At 68.1% G+C, this 20,695-nt stretch carries 13 protein-coding genes, 1 tRNA gene and 1 pseudogene; 3 read left to right on the forward strand and 12 right to left on the reverse strand.

Going from position 1 to position 20,695, the window contains the following annotated elements:
* A partial coding sequence (locus tag B141_RS41770; protein WP_040421928.1) for a DUF6966 domain-containing protein occupies window positions 1-199 on the forward strand: 199 nt, incomplete at its 5' end.
* A 185-nt stretch (window positions 200-384) separates the two neighbouring features.
* The gene (locus tag B141_RS0120610) at window positions 385-750 is read left to right on the forward strand and encodes a hypothetical protein (protein ID WP_157181154.1); all 366 of its coding nucleotides are present in this window, start codon (window positions 385-387) and stop codon (window positions 748-750) included.
* Window positions 751-1,475: 725 nt separating this feature from the next.
* Here the strand turns inward: B141_RS0120610 and B141_RS0120615 are convergent.
* From B141_RS0120615 to B141_RS41775, 3 genes are all read right to left on the reverse strand, one after another.
* The gene (locus B141_RS0120615; protein ID WP_157181155.1) at window positions 1,476-1,838 is read right to left on the reverse strand and encodes a hypothetical protein; all 363 of its coding nucleotides are present in this window, start codon (window positions 1,836-1,838) and stop codon (window positions 1,476-1,478) included.
* 71 nt (window positions 1,839-1,909) lie between these two features.
* The gene (locus B141_RS0120620) at window positions 1,910-2,416 is read right to left on the reverse strand and encodes a hypothetical protein (RefSeq protein ID WP_020577081.1); all 507 of its coding nucleotides are present in this window, start codon (window positions 2,414-2,416) and stop codon (window positions 1,910-1,912) included.
* A 268-nt stretch (window positions 2,417-2,684) separates the two neighbouring features.
* Window positions 2,685-3,242: a GNAT family N-acetyltransferase gene (locus B141_RS41775; protein WP_020577082.1), complete on the reverse strand. Its 558-nt coding sequence runs from the start codon at window positions 3,240-3,242 to the stop codon at window positions 2,685-2,687.
* Between the two features lie 183 nt (window positions 3,243-3,425).
* Here B141_RS41775 and B141_RS52875 point away from each other — a divergent pair.
* Window positions 3,426-3,928 (forward strand): annotated as a pseudogene (locus B141_RS52875) (tyrosine-type recombinase/integrase).
* A gap of 89 nt (window positions 3,929-4,017) precedes the next feature.
* On the opposite strand, the gene B141_RS0120635 reads toward B141_RS52875, so the two are convergent.
* The 9 genes from B141_RS0120635 to B141_RS0120675 form a co-directional block, all read right to left on the reverse strand.
* Window positions 4,018-4,091, reverse strand: a tRNA-Thr gene (locus B141_RS0120635).
* A 51-nt stretch (window positions 4,092-4,142) separates the two neighbouring features.
* Window positions 4,143-5,765, reverse strand: a complete 1,623-nt coding sequence (locus B141_RS0120640; RefSeq protein ID WP_020577083.1) for an alpha/beta hydrolase — start codon at window positions 5,763-5,765, stop codon at window positions 4,143-4,145.
* A gap of 148 nt (window positions 5,766-5,913) precedes the next feature.
* Complete coding sequence (locus B141_RS41785) at window positions 5,914-7,539, reverse strand: alpha/beta hydrolase (protein ID WP_157181156.1); 1,626 nt, start codon at window positions 7,537-7,539, stop codon at window positions 5,914-5,916.
* 42 nt (window positions 7,540-7,581) lie between these two features.
* Window positions 7,582-8,817 (reverse strand): DNA polymerase III subunit delta', encoded by a 1,236-nt coding sequence (locus B141_RS0120650; protein WP_020577085.1) that lies wholly within the window; start codon window positions 8,815-8,817, stop codon window positions 7,582-7,584.
* Window positions 8,818-9,133: 316 nt separating this feature from the next.
* A complete protein-coding gene (gene tmk / locus B141_RS0120655) occupies window positions 9,134-11,401 on the reverse strand; it encodes a dTMP kinase (RefSeq protein ID WP_020577086.1) in 2,268 nt (755 codons plus the stop codon).
* Window positions 11,402-11,624: 223 nt separating this feature from the next.
* Window positions 11,625-14,363, reverse strand: coding sequence for a type I DNA topoisomerase (gene topA, locus B141_RS0120660; protein ID WP_020577087.1), 2,739 nt, complete (start codon window positions 14,361-14,363; stop codon window positions 11,625-11,627).
* A gap of 280 nt (window positions 14,364-14,643) precedes the next feature.
* Complete coding sequence (locus B141_RS0120665) at window positions 14,644-16,248, reverse strand: DUF7059 domain-containing protein (protein WP_020577088.1); 1,605 nt, start codon at window positions 16,246-16,248, stop codon at window positions 14,644-14,646.
* 55 nt (window positions 16,249-16,303) lie between these two features.
* The gene (locus tag B141_RS0120670; protein ID WP_020577089.1) at window positions 16,304-17,608 is read right to left on the reverse strand and encodes a hypothetical protein; all 1,305 of its coding nucleotides are present in this window, start codon (window positions 17,606-17,608) and stop codon (window positions 16,304-16,306) included.
* Between the two features lie 370 nt (window positions 17,609-17,978).
* A complete protein-coding gene (locus B141_RS0120675) occupies window positions 17,979-20,294 on the reverse strand; it encodes a sodium-translocating pyrophosphatase (RefSeq protein WP_020577090.1) in 2,316 nt (771 codons plus the stop codon).
* Window positions 20,295-20,695 lie beyond the last annotated feature (401 nt).

Consider the following 20,695-nt stretch of genomic DNA (forward strand, 5'->3'; position numbering starts at 1 on the left):
CACATACGGCCTCGACCACCTACTTAGCGCGTTCGGTGGCATGGGCAGCCTCAACGACCTGTTGGTGCTTCGCGTCAACGGCCACGAGATCAATGAGGCACAAGAAGGTGCCGTTAACACGCGCCTCGCTGAACTCCGTAACGCCATCTGGACTGAGACGACGGCGATCCGGCGCACCATTGGTTCGTCCGGCGGCTGACCTCCACGGTCAACTGTCCCGAGTCCGCAGACAGCGCCTTCCTGCTGTACAGCCCCGCTCGCCCGCCGGCCAGCGGCCACTCCTCGGGCGCCCGGACGTCGGCGCAGGTCAGGCGGCCAAAGTCGTCCTCGCGTCGTCGCCGAGCAGGCGGTACAGTCGCAGGCCATACGCTGAGGAGCCCCGAAGTGGTAAGGACCGGCCGGGAGTGGGAGCCAATTCGGGTCACGCCGCGAGATCACGATGTGTGCGTTGCTCGCGGTGGTTGGATCTTCTACGTCAGGGGCGTCAAGGTCGGGGAGCCGTTTGTCGGCAATCTCACCTGGGATGGATCTCTCGTGGGGTTGATCTTGCTTCCGATCATGAAGGGCGCTGCGTTCCTGTTTTGGGGTCGAGTCAAGACCTGGAAGGTCGGGGTCGTCCGCGTCAAGGACACCAAGTGGGGCGGCCGGATTCGGGTCGTCTACAAGGAGAGACTGACAGCCGGACAGTCACCCAACCTCCGCATCGCCGAGCTCGTCGCCGCCGTCAACGACGGAACCTTCGACAAGTAGGTCGGCGGGCCTTGCCGGCGTCGGCGCCAGGTCGGCCTCGAGGGTCGGCGGGTTTGGCCGGTGGCCTGGCTTGGTCCGGGAGGCCGGGGCCCGTAGCCTTGCCCGGCTCGGCGGGCAGCTTGCTGCCTGCCGCCAACCGTCCGCCGTGGGCCCCCGGTCTTCGGGACCCGAACCAAGCGAGGTGGGTAAAGCCGCCGGCCCGCCCCGACCACCGCCGGGTTTCCTCGAGGAACCGGTGCCGACACTGTGAGGGTCGTCAGTCTTCTGGCGGCCCTCGTTTTCGCGCCCAGCCGCGCCGGCCGACCGGAGCCGTCAGGCGGGAGGGAGGGCCGGCGCCTGTTGTGGCGGGCGCGGCGGCCCGTTTGGGGCCGCCCTTGAAGACGTACAGAAAGTTCTCACCGGTTCGAGCTATGCAGGAGTGTGCTCCGTCGGCTGATGTGCGACACCCGTCCGTTAGTTGACGTGCGACACCGATGGCATAGCCGGTCAGTCAGACGAGCAGCTTGGCGGTGTCGAGGCATCAACTGGCGGACGCGTGTCGCGGATCAGCTGTCGGATCACACTCGCGGTCGGTTCAGCCGCACATATCTGCCAGACGAGATCGCCAATCTGGTCGAGGGTGGCTGCCCGGTCGGTGAGGTTGCGGGTCCACGCTAATACCTGGCCGGCTTCCCGGGACTGGCATGGTGAGCATCCCTCAAAGGCAAGCTGGGTGGCTAGCTGCGTTAATCCGTGAAGATGACAACCGCGATGATTACGCCAGAGATGTACAGCACTTGGCCAATACGCCCTCGTCGACGCAGTTTCTTTGGGAGCTCGCTCTCTCCATACTCATTTTCGAATAGGTCGGTCATGAGAAGAGCGGGCCTGCCAAGGCTGCACAGCAGGACAAGGAAATTCATCCCACTCAGCCAAAACAGTATCTCTCCTATCCCCTGCCCCTCCATGTTCGCCCGAACGGCGACGGCGCCTGCACTGAGGGCCCACGCCACTAACGCAAGCGGAAGCCGCGAGCCGAGCAGTCGCCTATCTCTCAGCACGCCCAATAGCAATAAGGCGAAGGAGAATAGGAATGTCGCTGCGGGCATCACAATCACTAAACCCCCCCAAAGTTGAGTCCGCGTCAACCGGCCACGTTAACCTAACTCGATGGTTCAGATCAGATATAGATTACATACGCGAGGACTGAGACGATGATCCAAACCAATAGTGCAACGAAGTTACTCCTTGGCCTGAGTCGATGAAAATAAGAAGCACATCTTCGCCTCGCGCTCACTGCATCCAAGATGCCGTGGATAACAAATAGTGAGAATGGTATTGCCAAAGCTAGCGCTAACGTGGCGACGAGGAAGACTTCGATTGCCCCGCCAACCGTAATTCGACCACGTATGGCGAGCCCAGCTAGGCAAGCAACAGTGGCCAATGTGAACCACAACCCTACTACGGCTTCCTTGATGTCTTTTCGTAACTCCTCCTCCAGTTGACTGTCGCTTACATCCTGGAACTTACCTGATTCGTAGTAGTGAATCAGGTGCATTTCTTGACCGAACTTCCGAAAGACTAAATCCATGAGCGCGAGAAGTGCCCGGTCGAAGAAAGCTTGAAGTGAAGTGGAAGCGAGCTTGGCAATCACCGCGCCCATCGCCTCATCGAGTTGGGGGAACATTTACATTCCGAGTATCCACCACCCGCCTGCCGATAAGTACCCATACTTGCGACGAGACTTCCACCGCGGACCTGACCATCGCACTACGCACGGCGCAGCTCGCTCCAGCGTCCAGGTTCCTTCCGACGTGCTCGCCTCACCTCCCCGCGGGCGTGGCCGGCGGGCGCGAGGGTGGCTCGCCCCGAACGTGCCTAGAAGCATGCTGTACCGCGTGTGGGTGGCGGGACTTATTCCCAGCGAGAGTGGATTGCTGGCACACGGTCGGTTCTCAGTCGGTCAGGCTCTGAACCTGTTCGGCAAGAGTGGGCGGCCCTGGAACGGGGGCAACTTTGGTTGGGCGCTGGAACAGGGCTCCGGATGGGTAGTCGGAGTGGAGGGTGCGGACGTGTTCGAAGCCGTTGCGTTGGTAGTAGTTGTGTAGGGGCTTGTTGTCGGTCCAGACGTCGATGCGGATCCAGTCGTTGCCCTGGCGGCCTGCCTTGGCTGCGGCCCAGTTGAGGATGCGGGTGCCGAGTCCGGTCCAGCCGCGGCGGACGATGAGGCGGTGGACGTACATCGCAGGTTCGGCGCGTTCCCGTGTCGTCCAGAGTTGCGGGTCCGCGTAGGTGTCGAGAGTGATGGTCGCTGCGGTTGCTCCTTCGTTGTCGCGCACCATCCAGGTCTCGCCGGCGCGGATGCTCGCGGCACTCCGTTCGACCATGGCCTCGTGTGTTGGCCATGGCTGGCGCCACTGATTGATGCCGATCTCGGCGAGCCATTCGCTGGCCTCGGTCCGCATCGCGAGCACCACGGGCAGGTCGGTGATGCTGGCTGTTTCGATGATCACGAGGCGCTGTCCTCTCGGCGGTAGGCCTCGAGGTCGCCCAGCTCGTACATGATGCGGTTGCGGTCGCCGGCGAAGATCGTGAGCGTGAGCCGCAGCGGACGCTCCTTACGCGTGCGGGGCCCGGCTACACAAGATCGAGCCGTGTCGCCCGAACTGCAAGACGCATGCCAAGGCGCTAAGAGGATGCCCGCCTGTCTGCCACCTGGATGCCAGCGGCATGCATCGCGGTGCTCTCAGCGCCGAAGCGGCGGCTTGGTTTTCCGGGAGCCCAAGGGCAAGAGTCGACGCACAGTGCCGTTGCCGCCGGAGCTGGTGCCAGTGCTGCAGGCGCATCGGGAGTGGCAGGAGCGGGAGCGGGTCACCGCGGCGAACGTGTGGGAGGACCACGACCTGGTGTTCGCTCAGCCCAATGGCCGCCCTGTCGATCCACGAGACGACTGGGAGGAGTGGAAGACCCTGCTGAAGCTTGCCGGCGTCGCTGACGCGCGGGTGCATGACGGACGCCATACCGCGGGGACCAGCAGGGCGTTGACATCCGGGTGGTTCAGGAGATCTTGGGCCATTCCGATCTACGAGTGACGCAGGGCTACACACACGTCGGTTCGGTGCTCGCGCAAGACGCTGCGGCGCGCATCGGGCGGGCGCTATTCGGGACCTCGGTGGAGGTGCCCAGTGAACGCAATTGAGACCACAACTGAGCCCACGACGGTCGCTACTGATGCGGCGGGCAGAGGTTTGACCAGCGTCTCCGCTGGTCAAAGGCCTGTTGATGTTGAGCCGCCTGTGGGAATCGAACCCACGACCTACGCATTACGAGTGCGTCGCTCTGGCCGACTGAGCTAAGGCGGCATGTGCCTCGGGCACGAGCGATGAGCATACCTGGCCCATCCTCGGAGGTGTTCACCCCGGGCACTTGGTCCCGTTCTTGGGCGGCTTGCCCTCGATGAGGAAGCGGTCGACCGCCTGGTCGATGCAGTGGTTGCCGCTCATGTACGCCGTGTGGCCGTCGCCTTCGCGGGTCAGGAGTACGCCGGAGTCGAGCTGCTTGGCCAGGCGTACGGCCCATTCGTACGGCGTGGCCGGGTCGCGCGTCGTACCCACGACGAGGATCGGCTTCGCGCCCGTCGCATGGATCGCACCCGGCCGGCCGGTCGGCTTCACCGGCCACTCGGCGCAGGTCAACGAGCCCCACAGGATGAACGGCCCGAACCGGGGCGAGGCCGCCCGAAACGCCGGCTCCTCCGCCATCGCCTGCTTGACGGAGGTGATGTCGGGCCGGTCGAGGCAGTTGACGGCGAGGATGGCCTCACCGGAGTTGGAGCGGTACTTGCCGTCGGGCCCGCGCTCGGCGTATTCGTCGGCCAGGCTCAGCAGCCGGCTCCCATCACCGTTGAGCGCCATCCGGAGGGCCGTCCGCAGGCGCGGCCAGTATTCCTTGACGTACAGCGGCATGATGATCCCGGTCACCGCCAGCGCCTGGGTGAGCTTGCGGGGTTGGCCGGTGGCGAGCGGAGTGGTGTCGGTCTTTGCCAGGAAGCCGTCGAGAGATTTGTACGCCTGGCTGACGCTGCCGCCGAGCGGGCAGTCGCTGCGGCGTACGCAGTCCTCGATGAACGCCCGGAGCGCCACCTCGAAGCCCTTGGCCTGCTCGAGCCCCAGCTCGCGGGCGCTGAGGGTGGGGTCGAGAGCGCCGTCGAGCACCAGCCGCCCGGCCCGCTTGGGGAAGAGCTCGGCGTAAGTCGCACCGAGGAACGTGCCGTAGGACTTGCCGAGGTAGGTCAGCTCCTTGTCACCGAGGGCGCTGCGGAGGACGTCCATGTCCTTCGCCGCGTCGATGGTGGAGACGTGTGGGAGAAGCTCACCGCTACGAGACTCGCAGCCCTGCGCGAACTGCCGCGCCGTCTGGAGCAGGTCCTGGCGTTCGCGTGCGGTGTCGGGTGAGCCGTCGATGCTGAGGTAGTGGTCCATCTGCGCATTGGTGACGCACTTGACGGGGCTGCTCTGGCCGACGCCACGCGGGTCGAAGCCGACGACGTCGTAACGGTCGAGCACCGCACGGCTGACCACCCACGGCGCCGCCGCGGCGTATTCGACACCGGACCCGCCCGGCCCACCCGGGTTGAGGACCAGCGAGCCGAGCCGGCGGCTCTGGTCCTTGGCTCGGACGCGGAGAACGGCAAGCTCGATCACCTTGCCGCCCGGGTTGGCGTAGTCGAGCGGGACCTGCAGGGTCGCGCACTCGAATGACCCGCCCACCTGGCACTTCTCCCATTGCAGCCGCTGGTTGTAGAAGCGCTGGAGATCCGGGGAGACGTCGGACGGTATGGGTGCCGGGCGCGACTGGAGCTGCTGTTGGTCGGACGACCGACCCGACGTGGTGGGTCCCGGTGTGCCGTCGACCGACAACCGACCGGCGGCGTCGACGGCCCGGGGTGCCAGGCCGCAGCTGCTGAGGACCACCACGGCCACCAGGGCCACCAGCACGGCACTCACCCGTGCGTTGAACGTTCGTCGCACCCGCATCTGCCTCTCGGAGTCTGGCTGCGCACACCGCCGAGCGCGACGGACGTGCTCACCAGGCCACCCTAAGGGGTCTGCGGAAGAGGCCGCCGTGGGTCGTCCACAGGTTGTCCCCAGGATCGGGACGGCCCCGACAACCCGTCATGACCCCTCACGACCAGTGGCGAACCGGCTGGTACGCACCGCTCTCCGGCGTACACCGCATTCCGTCGACAGGGACCGAACCGGCCAAGAGGTACTGCTCGATGACCGCGTCGACGCAGGGGTCGCCCGCGGCGTACGCCGTGTGACGCTCACCCTCGTAGGTGAGCAGGACCGCGCCGTCCAGGCGGTCCGCAAGCGACCGTGCCCAGGCGTACGGCGTCATCGGGTCACCGGTCGTACCAACCACCAGGATCGGTGCCGGAGCGCGGGTCGAGCCGGCCGGCCCGGACGGGCCTCTTTCGCGCCGCGGACCGGGGCGGACCGGCCAGGAAACACACGGCAGCTGGTCGCGGGCGAGGAGTGCTCCGAACCGCGGCGAAGCCCTGATCAGCGCACGCCGGAGGTCGCTGGCCGCCACCTGGGAGTCGACGTCGGGGCGCTCCAGACACCCGGTCGCCGTGATCGCCGCCATCCAGGGCGAGACGGAGCCGTCCACCGACCGCCCGATGTATTCGTCGGCGAGCCGCATCAACGGGCGCCCTTCGCCGCGCAACCCGGCCCCGAGCGAGGAACTGAGACGATCCCACCCACTGTCGTAGAGCAGCCCCATGACCACGCCGGTGAGCGCGAGCGTCTGGGTCAGCTTGCGCTCCTCGAATCCGGGCAGCGGCGCGGTGTCGAGGCTCGCGAGGAAACCGTCGAGAGTGTCGTACGCCTCTGCCGGCGACTCGCCGAGCGGACACTCCTCGCTCATGACGCAGTAGTCCACGAACACGCGCAGCGTACGTTCGAAACCCCGTGCCTGGCCGAGCGCGAACTCCTGCGCGGTCAGGCCCGGGTCGACCGCACCGTCGAGCACCATCCGCTCCACGCGTTCCGGGAAAAGCCGGGCGTACGCCGTACCGAACTCGGTGCTGTAGCCGGCGCCGAAATAGGTGAGCGTGCGTTCGCCAAGAGCGCCCCGCAGGATGTCGAGGTCACGCGCCGCGTCGCCGCTGTCGAGATGCGAGAGTTCCTGTGTTCCCCACCGCCACGCGCACTCCTTGGCGAACCTGCTGGCCGCCGCCAGCCGCGCCCGCCATTCCTGGGCCGTGTCCGCCGACACGTCAGCGGCAAGGTAGTTGTCGAACTCGTAGGGGTCCAGGCACTGGATCTGCATCGACAGCGGATTCCACCCGACGATGTCGTACCGCGCGAGGAGGTCCTCACCCATGGTGTTCTGCGCGTGCAATGCCGTTGAGTAGCCGTAGCCGGCCCGGCTGACGAGAAGGGACCCGAGCCGGCTGCCGGGGCCGCTCGCGGGACGTCGAAGCACCGGGAGCATGACGCTGAGCGCACCCGGGTCGGCGTAGTCGACCGGGACCTCCAGCTCGGCACACTCGAAGTGCTTCTCGCAGTTCTCCCACTCCAGCCGCTGGGTGTAGAAGCGACGGAGCTCAGGCGGGGTCCCTGCGGTCGGCGCCGGATCGGCGGTGACCGGCGGCGGTGCCGCGCTGGGGGTGGCGGGCGCCGGCGACCCGGTCGGCGTGGGCGCCAGCGGTGCCGCACTGGGCACCACCGCACACCCAGCCGCTATCGAAACCACCCCAGCGGCCAGGATCGCCGCACACCCCACCCATCGAATCTTCCGCACGATCTCCCCTCCCCGCAAAGGAGGGTAGGGGTACGTGGGGACTCAGCGCCGGGTGGGTTCGAGGAGGGCGATGGTCATCGACTCGACGGCGAGCAGGGGGGCGACGTTCGCCGCGATCGCGTCCCGGCAGGCCAGGATCGCGTCGATCTGGCGCAGGATCAGCTCAGGCCGGTTGGCGTGCGCGCGCCGCTCGATGTCGTCCCGCAACTCCTCGTTGACGAGCTCCGCGCTCGCGCCGAGCGCCACAACGAGGACGTCGCGATAGAACGCCACCAGATCGAGCAGGGCACGGTCGAGGGCATCCCGCTGGAGACGCTTGGCGCGGACCTTCTGCTGGTCCTCGAGCTCCTTCTGGGCGGCCTGCAGCTGCCGCGGCCGCGGGCCTCTCCCCCCGCTCCCGGTGACCCCCAGCGCGCGTTCGAGTTCGGCCTTCTCGGTGGCGTCCAGCTCGGCCGTAGCCGCCCGCGCCTCCTCGGCGGCGAGCTCGACCAGGGACGCGGCGGCGGTCAGGCAGCCGGCGAGATCCCGAAGCTTCGAGGGCACGGAGAGCACCTGCTCCCGGCGGGCACGCACCTCCTCCTGGGTGGCCAGCGCGCGGGCCCGGCCGATGTGCCCCTGCGAGGCGCGGGCCGCGAACACCGCCAGGTCGGGCGAGACGGCGTACCGGCGTTGGAGCACCTGCGCGACCGCGGTGGTGGGAGGGGTACGCAGGACCAGCAGCCGGCAGCGGGAACGGATGGTGGGTACGGCGTCCTCGACGGTCGGCGCGCAGAGCACCCAGACGGTACGGTCGGCCGGCTCCTCGAGGCTCTTGAGCAACGCGTCCGCCGCCTGCTCGGTGAGCCGGTCGGCGTCCTCGACGACAAGGACCTGCCAGCGCCGGCCAACCGGCGACATCGCGGACTTGCGGACCAACTCGCGGATCTCGTCGACCCGGAGGGACAGCTGCTCTGTGCGGACCAGCGTGACGTCGGGATTCGTACCAGCCAGGGACGTGCGGCAGGCGGTGCACTCGCCGCATCCCTGGCGCTCGCACTGGAGGGCGGCCGCGAACGCCCGGGCGGTGTTGGAACGCCCCGACCCCGGTGGCCCGGTGATGAGCCACGCGTGGGTCATGCCCGACCGGCCGGCCGGCTGGCTCGGCGCGGCCCCCTCGCCCGCGGACTTGGCCGCTTCGGCGGCAAGTCTGGCGGCCGCGGCCCGGGCGGCGGTGCGCAGGACCGCGACGGTCGGCTCCTGGCCCACCAGGTCAGCCCAGACGCCTGACACCTCGCTCATGCCCGTCCTCGCTTCGCTCCGGGCGGGCATGAGACACCCAAAGCGCTGTGTTCGATGATTCGCTCGCTCCGCTCGCTCATGCCCGTCCTCGCTTCGCTGCGGGCGGGCATGAGACACCCAAAGCGCTGTGTTCGATGATTCGCTCGCTCCGCTCGCTCATGCCCGTCCTCGCTTCGCTGCGGGCGGGCATGAGACACCCAAAGCGCTGTGTTCGATGATTCGCTCGCTCCGCTCGCTCATGCCCGTCCTCGCTTCGCTGCGGGCGGGCATGAGGCACTCAGAGCGCTGTGTTCGATGATTCGCTCGCTCCGCTCGGTCACGTCTGCGCCTCCCGCCCGGTCGGCGTCGACTCCCGTACGTCCTGATCATGTACGGCCTGGTCGCGTACGTCGTGATCGCGTTCGTCCCGGTCTCGTTCGTCCCGGTCCCGTACATCCGGATCATCCGGGTCCGGTAGCGGGCCCACCAGGTCACGACGACGGGCCCGGCCGTTCGGCTCCGCGGCATCAGCGGTGGCCGTGGTGTCAGCCCGGGGCGACTCACCCGCGCCGGGGAAGTGCCTCGCCGCAAGGAGCTGCCGCACCCGCTCCTCGATCCGAGTCGCGAGCGCGTCCGCCGGCAGGGTGGCGTCCAGCACCAGGTAGCGCTCCGGATCGAGCGACGCCAGGTCGAGGAACTGCTGCCGGACCCGCTGGTGGAACTCCAACGGCTCCCGCTCCAGCCGGTCGGGAGGCCCGTCCATCCGGGCGAGGCCCACTTCCGGTGACAGGTCGAGAACGATGGTGAGGTGCGGTCGTAGGCCGCCAGTCGCCCATCGGGAGAGCTTGAGGATGTCCTGGTGGCCAAGGTCGCGCCCGCTGCCCTGGTAGGCGAGCGTCGTGTCGACGTACCTGTCGGTGACGACGACCGCGCCCTGCTGGAGCGCCGGCCGGATCACCGACTCGACGTGTTCGGCCCGGTCGGCGGCGTAGAGCAGCGCTTCGGTACGCGCCGAAATGTGGTGGTCCTCGCTGTGGAGGAGCAGGCGCCGCAACTCCAGCCCGAGGTTCGTGCCGCCGGGTTCGTGGGTGACCAGCACCTCGTGCCCGTCGTACCTCAGCCAGTCGGCGAGCCGGCGTACCTGCGTGGACTTCCCGGCGCCCTCCCCGCCTTCCAGCGCGATGAAGAGGCCCGAGTCGGAGAAGACACCCCGGTCGTAGCCGCCGAACACCGCGCGGACGTCGCGGGCGAGGGATACGCCGGCCCGGTCGTCCATGTGCCGGTAGGACACCACGCCGATGGCGGTAGCGGCGATCCCCGCGAGCAGCAGCGTAATCGCGGCGCCGTTGTAGGTCAGGGTGATGGCACCCGGAAGCTGGACCCGGTGGGCACCGATCGAACCCGCGATGGCGGGCGACGCCGCGAGGACGGCCGCCAGCGCGATCTTGGTGAGCGACTGGACGAACGCGAAGGTCCGGCCGCGGATCGAGTCCTCGACCTCCAGCCCGAGCAGGGTGTAGCCGATGATCCAGGAGATGCCGGCGAAGGCGCCCAGCAACGCCGTCCAGAACGCCACGAGCACGAGGTTCTGGAACAACGCGACGGCGACCAGGGCGACGCCCGACGCGGTGAGGGCCAGGCCGAAGATCCGCCGCCGGGACAGTCCGACCAGCAGCCGCGGACCAACCGCCATGCCGACGGCGAGGCCGAGGAAGAGCGCACCGAACACGACGCCGTAGCCCGCCGCGCCACCGCCGAGGTCGGTGACGTACGTCCGGCCAAGGCCGATCACCACGCCACCCGCGGCGAACGCACCGACCACCCCGATGACAAGGCCGCGGATGAGGCGGTTGCTGCCGACGAACCGCCAGCCGTCGACCACCGCGCGGATGACGTTGGGCTGCGCCTCCGCCTCCCGCGAACCAGGTCGACCCGACACCTCGCGCAGCCGCGCCACCACGATCGCGCCGACAAGGAACGTCAGCGCGTTGAAGTACAGCGCCAGGTCGACGGAGTTGGTGAAGACGTGCAGCGTCTTGGACAGCCAGGTGTTGATCAGGGCCAGGAAGGTGAACAGCATCGCGGCCGGCAGGGCGGAGCCGTACGTCGTCACGAGGGAGATCTGGTTGGCGACGGCCAGGCGTTCGCGCGGCACAAGGTTGGGGACGGCGGCGTCCTTGGCCGGCAGCCAGATGAGGCTCACCGCCTCGATGAGGACGGTCGCGACGTACAACCACCACAGGGTGCCGACGACGGGGATCGAGGCGAACAGCGCGAACCTGATGACGTCACCGATGACGAGCGTCCATCGCCGGTCGAGCCGGTCCGCGATGTAGCCGCCCAGGGGGCCGACCACGACCGCCGGCAGCAGGCGGAGGAGGAGGACGCCCGCGATCGCGAAGTTTTCGGCGCGGTAGTTGCCGGCGGCCAACTGGCCCGCCATCGCGGTGAGCGCAAGGAGTCCCAGCCAGTCGCCGAGGCTGGACAGCCCCAAGGCGATCCAGAGCGTGCGGAATGGCGCGATCCGCAGGACGCCGCGCACGTCGTAGGCGGGGTCCGCGGCGCCTCGCTCGCTCGTACGGGTGGACCGCTCTCGCTCAGACACGCGGCCAGCCTAACCAGAAGCCCCCTACATCCTCCCTTTCCCACCAACGTACGCCCGGCGCGTCGGCCTGGACCGACTCAGAGATTGCTGGCGCGGAGGAACCGGAGATGATCAATGACCCCAAACCTGGGCATCAGCAAACGGGCCCCACGAGGCCGGCAATGATCACGTATACGTGGTCATTTGGCGGCTGCGTCGCATCCCCGGAACGTCAGCGGGAACCTCAGCTGTTGGACGTGGACCCGCTGGTCTTCTTGGCGGCGGTCTTCTTCGCCGTGGTCGCCTTCTTGGCCGCCGTCTTCTTGGCCGTGGTCTTCTTCGCCGCCGTCTTCTTGGCCGTACGCCGACGCGGGCTCGGGCCCTTGGCGCGCTTCTCGGCCAGCAGCTCCGCCGCCCGCTCCAGCGTCACCGATTCGACCTCGTCCCCCTTGCGGAGGGTCGCGTTGGTCTCCCCATCGGTGGCGTACGCCCCGAATCGTCCATCTTTGATCACCACCGGCTTGCCCGTCTCCGGATCCGCGCCGAGTTCGCGCAGCGGCGCGCTCGACGCCCCCCGGCGGCCGCGGGCCTTCGGCTGCTTGAACAGCTCGATCGCCTGCTCCAGCGTCACCGTGAACAGCTCCTCTTCGGAGCCGAGCGACCGGGAGTCTGAGCCCTTCTTGACGTACGGCCCATAGCGGCCGTTCTGGGCGGTGATCTCCTCGCCGTTGTCGGGGTCCTTGCCGAGCGACCTCGGGAGCGAGAGCAGGCTGAGCGCGTCGTCCAGCGTCACCGTCTCAAGACTCATCTGCTTGAACAGCGAGGCGGTCCGTGGCTTGGCGCCCTTGGGCACATCCTCCTCGAGGACCTCGGTGACGTACGGCCCGAACCTGCCCACCTTGGCGACAATGGTGCGCCCGGTCTCGGGCTCGGTCCCCAGCTCCCGCTCGGCACCGGCCGGCTGGCTGAGGAGTTCGCGGGCCCCCTCGACCGTCAGCTCGTCGGGCGGCAGGTCCTCGGGGATGTTGGCGCGGTTGCCGTCGCTGTCCTCGACGTACGGTCCGTAGCGTCCGACGCGCACCGCGATGCCGTCGTCCTCATCGCCGATACGGAACGTCGAGATCTCCCGCGCGTCGATCTCGCCTAGCTCGGTGACCAGGTGCTTCAGGCCGTCATCGCCGTTCCCGAAGTAGAACCTCGCCAGCCAGGTCTGCATGTCGGACCCGCCACGGGCGATCTCGTCGAGCGCATCCTCCATGCTGGCGGTGAAGTTGTAGTCGACCAGGTGGGCGAAGTGCTGCTCCAGGAGCCGCACCACCGCGAACGCCAACCAGGTCGGCACCAGCGCGGTGCCCTTCTTGTAGACGTACCCGCGGTCGAGGATCGTCCCGATGATCGAGGCGTACGTCGACGGCCGGCCGATCTCCCGCTCCTCCAGCTCCCGCACCAGCGTGGCCTCGGTGTAGCGGGCTGGCGGCCTGGTCTCGTGGCCCTCGGCCTCGACCCTGGTGGGGCTGAGCGCGTCGCCCTCGACGACGTTGGGCAGCCGGCGCTCGGAGGAGTCGGTCTCGGCGGTCGGCTCGTCGACACCTTCGACGTAGGCCTTGAGGAACCCGTGGAAGGTGAGGACCTTGCCGGACGCGCTGAATTCCGCGTCCTCACCGGTCGCCGCGCGCGCTCCCACCCGGACGGTCACGCTGCGACCCTCGGCGTCGCGCATCTGCGAGGCAACGGTCCGCATCCAGATGAGTTCGTACAGCCGGAACTCGTCGCCCCGCAGTCCGGTCTCGGCGGGCGTACGGAACCGGTCGCCAGAGGGCCGGATCGCCTCGTGCGCCTCCTGCGCGTTCTTGACCTTGCTCTGGTAGACCCGCGGCTTGTCCGGCAGGTAGTCGGCGCCGAACAGCTGGCGCACCTGTGCGCGGGCGGCGCCGATCGCCGTCTCCGACAGCGTGATGGAGTCGGTACGCATATAGGTGATGTAGCCGTTTTCGTACAACCGCTGCGCCACCTGCATGGTGCGGGCCGCGCCGAAGCCGAGCTTGCGCGCCGCCTCCTGCTGCAGCGTGGTGGTGCGGAACGGCGCGTACGGCTTACGGGTGTACGGCCTCGACTCGACGCCGCGCACGGTGAAGGTCGAGTCGCGCAGGCCCGCCGCGAGTGTGGTGGTACGCGCCTCGTCGAGGTGGACGACCGCGTCGCGTACGGCGTCCTTGAGGGCACCGTTGGAGCTGAAGTCCCGGCCCTGCGCCACCCGACGCCCGTCGAGACTGACCAGCCGGACCGTGAGCGACCGGGGGTCCTTCGTCTCGCCCGCGTCGAGGTCTGCCACGAGATCCCAGTAGGAGGCCGCGCGGAACGCGATCCGGTCCCGCTCCCGGTCGACGACCAGGCGGGTCGCGACGCTCTGGACCCGGCCCGCCGACAGCCGCGGCATGACCTTCTTCCACAGCACCGGCGAGACCTCGTAGCCGTAGAGCCGGTCGAGGATGCGCCGCGTCTCCTGCGCGTCGACGAGGTGGTCGTTGATCTGGCGCGGGTTGCTGACCGCCTGCGTGATGGCCTCGGGGGTGATCTCGTGGAAGACCATGCGGTGGACCGGGACCTTGGGCTTGAGCTCGTCAAGCAGGTGCCAGGCGATCGCCTCGCCCTCGCGGTCCTCGTCTGTCGCGAGATAGACGGCGCCGGCGTCGGAGACCAGGTCCTTCAAGCGCTTGAGGGTCGGCTTCTTGTCGCGCGGAACGACATAAAGCGGCGTGAACCCCTCGTCGACGTTGACGCCGAGCCGCGCCCACGGCTCCTTTTTGTACTTCGCGGGAACCTCGGACGCGCCGCCGGGGAGGTCACGGATGTGACCAACGCTCGACTCCACGACGTAGCCGCGGCCGAGGTAACCGGCGATCGTCTTCGCCTTGGCAGGCGACTCGACGATCACGAGCCGGTGACCATCCTCGGTCGACGTGGAGGTCTTCTTGGCGGGCACGTTGTTCCTCTCTTATATCCCTTATCTGTACGGCTGGAGCTGTCTGGTTGGGCTGTCCGGCTGGAGCCGCGGCGCACGCGGCCCGCTAGACGGTAACCGCTCCGCGCGGTCGTTCGTTCCGCGGGTACCCACGCTGCTACCTCTGGGTGCCCAACTCCGCTGCACGCTCCGTGGTTGCATCGTCGCCGGGAGAGATTGGGGCAGATCCCCACCAACGTACGTCGCGAGGAGTGAGAGTACGTCTAACCACGGGCGCCGCGCGACCAGGCCGGGTGAGGTCCTACCCGGCCAGACTCGCATCCGAACCGGACCTTTGGCTGCCGGGTTCGGACAGGAAGCCCTCGGCGTACAGCTCACGGACCCGTGGCAGGAGGCGTTCGCGCAGCTCACGGTGGTCCTCCTCCAGGAGTGTCGCGAGCGCGTCGGTGATCTGCCCGACCGTCATGGTGCCGTCGCACGCACCCACCAGGCCGGCCTCGGCCGTGCTGACCTGAACGGCGCGGCACATGCCTCGTCGCTGCCGCAGGATGAGGTGCTCGGGATCGGCCGCACCAGGCCGGCCGAGCTGCTCCTGGTCGACGTCGGAGGCGACCTCCAGGCGGGCCGCGAGCAACGCCTCGTCGTCGTACGCCGAAAGCCGGTCGGTGGCGTCCAGCCAGCGCGCCACCGGAGGCCCGAGCGGCTGCGCGATCGCGTGCGGCCAGTTCTCGACGAGGGTGTGTCGCCGGCCGCCGTCGCGTCGCAGGGTGAGCCAACCGAAACCGACCGCCTCGACGTTCTGGGCCTCGAACCACCCGAGCCATTCGTCATACCGCTCGCAGTAGCCGGGCGCACCGTGCAGGCCGGCGTCCTTGAGCCAGAGTTCGACGTACTCCGCGGGGTCTGACACCTCCCGCTGCACCACCCATGCGTCGCCGCCGGCGCGGACGAGCCAGGTGGACAACCGGTCCCGCCAGTCCTCGCCGCGGATGTGCAGCCAGTTGGCGAGGATCTGGCAGACGCCGCCTTCGTTGAGGTACCTCGCGGCGTTCACCACGAGCAACCGGCACACCTCGTCGCCGGCCATCCCGCTGTCGCGGTAGGTGAGCCCGCCACGCGGTGAGATGACGAACGGCGGATTGGACACGATGAGGTCGAACCGCTCGCCGTCGACCGGCTCGAAGAGGCTCCCCTCCCGCAGGTCGAGGAGAGCGGACGACGGGGCGGGCCCGGCGCCTCCCGCCTGCTGTCCGGCAGGCGTGGCGTGCCCGCTCTCTGTGCTTGGGACCCGAAGTCCGTTGAGGGCGCCGGTCAGGCGGGCCATCGCCAGCGCTCTCGGGTTGACGTCCGTCGCCACGATCTCGGCCGCGTGCGAGGCGAGGTGGAGCGCCTGGACGCCGCAGCCCGTGCCGAGGTCGAGCGCTCTGCCGACCGGCCGGCGTACGGTCAGCTGCGCCAAGGTGGTGGCCGCGCTGTTGACGCCGAGCACGTGGTCGGGCGGAACGGTGGGGCGGGCGCCGTCCATGCCGGGCGTGAGGTCGGCGACGACCCACCAGTCGCGATCAGGCCCGTCGCCGCTGGTGCCGTAAGGGCGTACGTCAACAAGGGCGCACACCTCCTCGCCGTAGCGGTGGAGGACCCCCGCGGCGAGCAGGGGGTCCAGCAACTCCGGCAATGCCCGCGCCGCCTGAGCGCGCGGCACCGGTGCCTGCAGGAGCCAGAGCCGGATCAGCGTGGCGAGCGGGTCGCCGTCGGTGGTCGCACGGAGTCCCGGGGTTGTCTCGTTGCGGTGGAGCGCCGCGTGGGCGAGCGAACCGAGTCGCTCGCCCACGCCGTCGACCGTGTAGTCGACAGTTTGGAGGTGGTCCCGGAACCGCGCCACGACGTCATCGGGCAGGTCGAACATTCTCACCATCCTGCCCTGAACGTGTGGGACACCCGCACCGGCCGCCTTCCTTATGTCAGAACTCCAGCGCGAACTCCAGCTTCGCGAGACTGCCGCTGCCCGTCCTGGGCGTGAAGTACTCGCTGGTCGCCGAGAAAGTGAACGTCGGCGCGAAGGTCACGTCGAACTTGGTTGCCTTCTCGTCGACCTCGAAGATCGGCGAGAGGTCATCTGAGGAGCTGTCCTTGGTGTCCGACGGGGTGAGGTCCCGATAGCTACCACCCTTGTCGCCCTTGACCGTGGTGGTCTTGGCCCGATCGATGAAGACCGAGTACTTATAGGAGTTCCAGTCGAACTCCACCTGCTCGGTGCCAAGGACCAGCCACGTCTTGCCGTCCGGTGCCCAACCGCGGGCCGGGTCGAACGGCGTGAGCTGCGCGTCCTTGAACAGCAGGGACACCGACATCTCGAAGTCGCCCTTGGTGAACTGCTTCGAGGCGTACTGCCGGGAGACGCCCACCTCCGTCTTGCTCCGGTAGAAGCCCGCGACCTCCTCCTTGCGCTCGCCGGTCGCCAGCGAGATGGTCTGGTCCTTGCCGGCCGCGCTGACGACGAGCATCGGGTCGGCGTCCTTCGGCACGGAAGCGACGATCGTCTTGGGAGCGGCGCCGTCGTTGCCGTAGGACTCCTGCCACTTGATCGGCTTGCGGTTGCTACCAACCTGGAGCGCGTAGCTCACGTCGGCGTTGACCAGATCGCTGGAGTCCCAGGTGCCGCCGTAGGTCTGATCGAAGGGGCCGCCCGCGAATGACAACGTGGCCACCACGAACTTCTCGCCGCTGGCGGGCCCCTTCGTACCGTCGTCGGTCGCGACCTTGTCGGTGGTGCCCACCTGTTCGACGGTCACGGTCTTCCGCGGCGTGATGACCCGGCCATCCTTAGGCTTCGTGCCGCCCTTGATGTCAACCTGCGCTTGCGGATCGAGGTATCCCGCCTCGACCGGCGGAGGCGGTGGCGCGACCAGCTTGTCTCCGTCCGCGGGCGGCTTCTGACCGTCCGGCCGGAGTAGTTGGAGACTGCCGGGGAGGTCCGTGCAGACACCCGGGCCGGGCCGGTCCTTGGTGTCCTCGGAGTCCTCAGAGCTCTGGCTGTCCGAAGAGTCATCTGAGGTCGAGTCTGACTTGATCTGGTCGACGAAGTGACGGACCGGACCGCAGTAGACCGACGAGTCGAGCTCCTTGGACTCAGTGGGGGCGGAGAAGTAACACCGCGCTTCCTTGTGCCTGGTGACCCGGGCGCCGCCGAGGTCGTTGCGCCATTGGTTGTCGACACTCGCCAGGAACTGCTCTGGCTCCTTGACCTTCCCGCCCGAGTAGGTCACCGCACCACTGCTGCAGCTGGCTGCTGAAACAAGACTAAGCAAGACAAAAACGACAGACGCACGTCGCAAGCGTGCCATCCCCGTATCCCCAATCTTCTGCCGAGACCAGGTGACGAAGGACCGCCATGAGGCGAGTGGGACCTTCGGCAGTCCGTGCATCACCTGGTAGCCGGCACGTCGCCGGCTCGCACCACAACGTCAGCGACGCTGGAGCAGGGCTCATCCTAGAGATCAGTACGACCCGCCCGCGGGCCGCGCGAATCGGCCTGTGGATAACCACATGACGAGGCCCCGGCACATCGACGGACCGATGTGCCGGGGCCTCGAACACCTCGCCCGGCAGTGGGCGAACAGGTGGTAACCCGCGTCGTCAGGCGACCTCGGCGGGCTGTTTGTCGCTGTCCTCGGCACCGAGCGCCACCGGCCGGCGCTTGGAGACGGTGACCGCGGCGACCACGACGAGGACGGCGGCCACCGCGATGCCGACCCGCAGCGGGGTGTTGGCGGTGGAGCCCACCGACAGCTGCACCACCGCGGGGGCGATCAGCACGGACACCAGGTTCATCACCTTGAGGAGCGGGTTGATCGCCGGGCCGGCGGTGTCCTTGAACGGGTCACCCACGGTGTCACCGATCACGGTGGCCGCGTGTGCATCGGATCCCTTACCGCCGTGAGTGCCGTCCTCGACGAGCTTCTTGGCGTTGTCCCACGACCCGCCGGAGTTGGCGAGCAGGATCGCCATCAACGTGCCGGCCGCGATCGCACCCGCCAGATAACCGGCCAGCGGGCCGACCCCGAGACCGAAGCCGACCGCGATCGGTGCCATCGCGGCGAGCAGACCGGGCGTCGCCAGCTCGCTCAGGGAGTCGCGGGTGCAGATGTCGACGACCTTGCCGTACTCAGGCTTGCCAGTGCCGTCCATGATTCCCGGGATCTCCCGGAACTGCCGGCGTACCTCGTACACCACCGCGCCGGCGGCCCGGCTGACCGCGTTGACCGCGAGGCCGGAGAAGAGGAACACCACCGACGCACCGATGATCAGGCCCACCAGCACGTTGGGCGCGTCCACCAGGGTGCTGAAGGCGGCGCCGGCCTGGGCGAGGTTGACGCCAGCGGCGCTCAGCGCAGTGGCCACAGCGTCGTTGTAAGAGCCGAACAGCGCAGTGGCCGCGAGCACGGCAGTCGCGATCGCGATGCCCTTGGTGATCGCCTTCGTGGTGTTGCCCACGGCGTCGAGCTCGGTGAGGATCCGTGCGCCTTCGCCGTCGACGTCACCGGACATCTCCGCGATGCCCTGGGCGTTGTCGCTCACCGGGCCGAAGGTGTCCATCGCCACGATCACGCCGACCGTCGTGAGCAGACCACAGCCGGCCAGAGCGATCGCGAACAGCGAGACGATGATCGAGCCGCCGCCGAGCAGGAAGGCGACGTAGACGGCGCCACCGATCACCAGCGCGGTGTAGACGGCCGACTCGAGCCCCAGGGCGAAGCCGGACAGGATCACCGTCGCGGCACCTGTCAAGGACGTCTTGCCCACGTCCTTGACGGGGCGGTGCTCCGTGCCGGTGAAGTAGCCGGTGAGGGTGAGGATCACACCGGCCAGCACGATCCCGAGGACGACTGCTCCGGATGCGATCAGCCGTGGATCGCCGCCGAGACCCGCGATCTGCGGGGGTACACCTGACAGGCCCGCGAAGGTTGACGGTAGATAGACGAACGCGGCAATACAGGAAAGGACAGCCGAGACCACCGCGGAGATGTAGAAGCTGCGGTTGATGGTCCGCAGGCCGTTCTCTCCGGCACGTGGCCGGGTGATGTAGACGCCGAGGACGGCGGTCAGCGCACCGATCGCCGGAACGATCAGCGGGAAGACCAGGCCCTGCGAGCCGAACGCGGCCTTGCCCAGGATCAGCGCCGCGACCAGCGTGACGGCGTACGACTCGAACAGGTCGGCCGCCATACCGGCGCAGTCACCGACGTTGTCGCCCACGTTGTCGGCGATGGTCGCCGCGTTGCGCGGGTCGTCCTCGGGGATGTTCTGCTCGACCTTGCCCACCAGGTCGGCACCCACGTCGGCGGCCTTGGTGAAGATGCCGCCACCCACCCGCATGAACATCGCGAGAAGCGCGGCGCCGAAGCCGAATCCTTCGAGCACGCTCGGCGCGTCACTGCGGTAGATGAGGACGACGAGGGCGGCGCCGAGGAGCCCGAGACCCACAGTCGCCATACCGACGGTGCCGCCGGTACGGAACGCCACCCGGATAGCCGGCTCACGCCCCTGGTCGCGAGCCGCCGCGGCGACCCGGACATTGGCACGGACCGCAAGCCACATGCCCAGATAGCCGATGAGTGCGGAGAAAACCGCACCAACAAGGAAGAAGATCGAACGGCCGACCCGGACGCTCGTGTCACCGGGTAGTAGGAAAAGAACGAGAAACACCAGGACGGCGAAGATGCTGAGCGTCTTGAACTGGCGGTTGAGGTAAGCCGAGGCACCTTCTTGGACACCGCGGGCAATTTCCTGCATCTTGGCGGTGCCCTCTTGCGCGGCGAGTACCTCGCGCCTGAAGACCGCCGCCATCACCAGCGCTACCACGCCGATGCACGCAACCGCGGCTACGTAGCCGAGATTGCCGCCACTGAGCGAGACGACGTCCCCCTCGGCAGCGAGTAGGAACGCGGACATTCGTCCTCCTTGGCGGGGGGCTTCATTGGTCCCCCTCGTGAGCACCTTGACGGTGAGGCCGTGCGGACAGAATTACCAGAATCAGGGCTACCGTCTCCGACCGAACCGCGTGGTTTCCGCGCCTGGGCGCTCCTCGTCGGTGCCAGCCGGGAGAGGGCGTGCTCCCCGGTCCAGCGCTCCATCCGCACCACCGAATGCCGGCACCGACCGGCATCGTCGAAGGCGCACGGACAGCTGGTGCCACCGGATGGAATCCGGGACGGGCCCAGAGCCTACAGCGCCGGCACCTGCCTGGTGGGACGCGCCCCCCGCCATGGTGACGGTGACCCGAACACGAGGCGAACGACTGAAGATCCAGGTCGCTTCGGTGGGCGACGCCGCGACGTGATGAGCGGCTGGTC

It is taken from the genome of Actinopolymorpha alba DSM 45243 (assembly GCF_000373925.1).
GTDB classification, from domain to species: Bacteria; Actinomycetota; Actinomycetes; order Propionibacteriales; family Actinopolymorphaceae; genus Actinopolymorpha; species Actinopolymorpha alba.

Excerpts from the sequence above, each read along its gene's own strand:
- B141_RS0120615 (WP_157181155.1), bottom strand. The coding sequence starts at position 1,838 with ATGCCCGCAGCGACATTCCTATTCTCCTTCGCCTTATTGCTATTGGGC.
- B141_RS0120620 (WP_020577081.1), bottom strand. The coding sequence starts at position 2,416 with ATGTTCCCCCAACTCGATGAGGCGATGGGCGCGGTGATTGCCAAGCTC.
- B141_RS0120640 (WP_020577083.1), bottom strand. The coding sequence starts at position 5,765 with ATGCGGGTGCGACGAACGTTCAACGCACGGGTGAGTGCCGTGCTGGTG.
- B141_RS0120650 (WP_020577085.1), bottom strand. The coding sequence starts at position 8,817 with ATGAGCGAGGTGTCAGGCGTCTGGGCTGACCTGGTGGGCCAGGAGCCG.
- B141_RS0120665 (WP_020577088.1), bottom strand. The coding sequence starts at position 16,248 with ATGTTCGACCTGCCCGATGACGTCGTGGCGCGGTTCCGGGACCACCTC.
- B141_RS0120675 (WP_020577090.1), bottom strand. The coding sequence starts at position 20,294 with ATGTCCGCGTTCCTACTCGCTGCCGAGGGGGACGTCGTCTCGCTCAGT.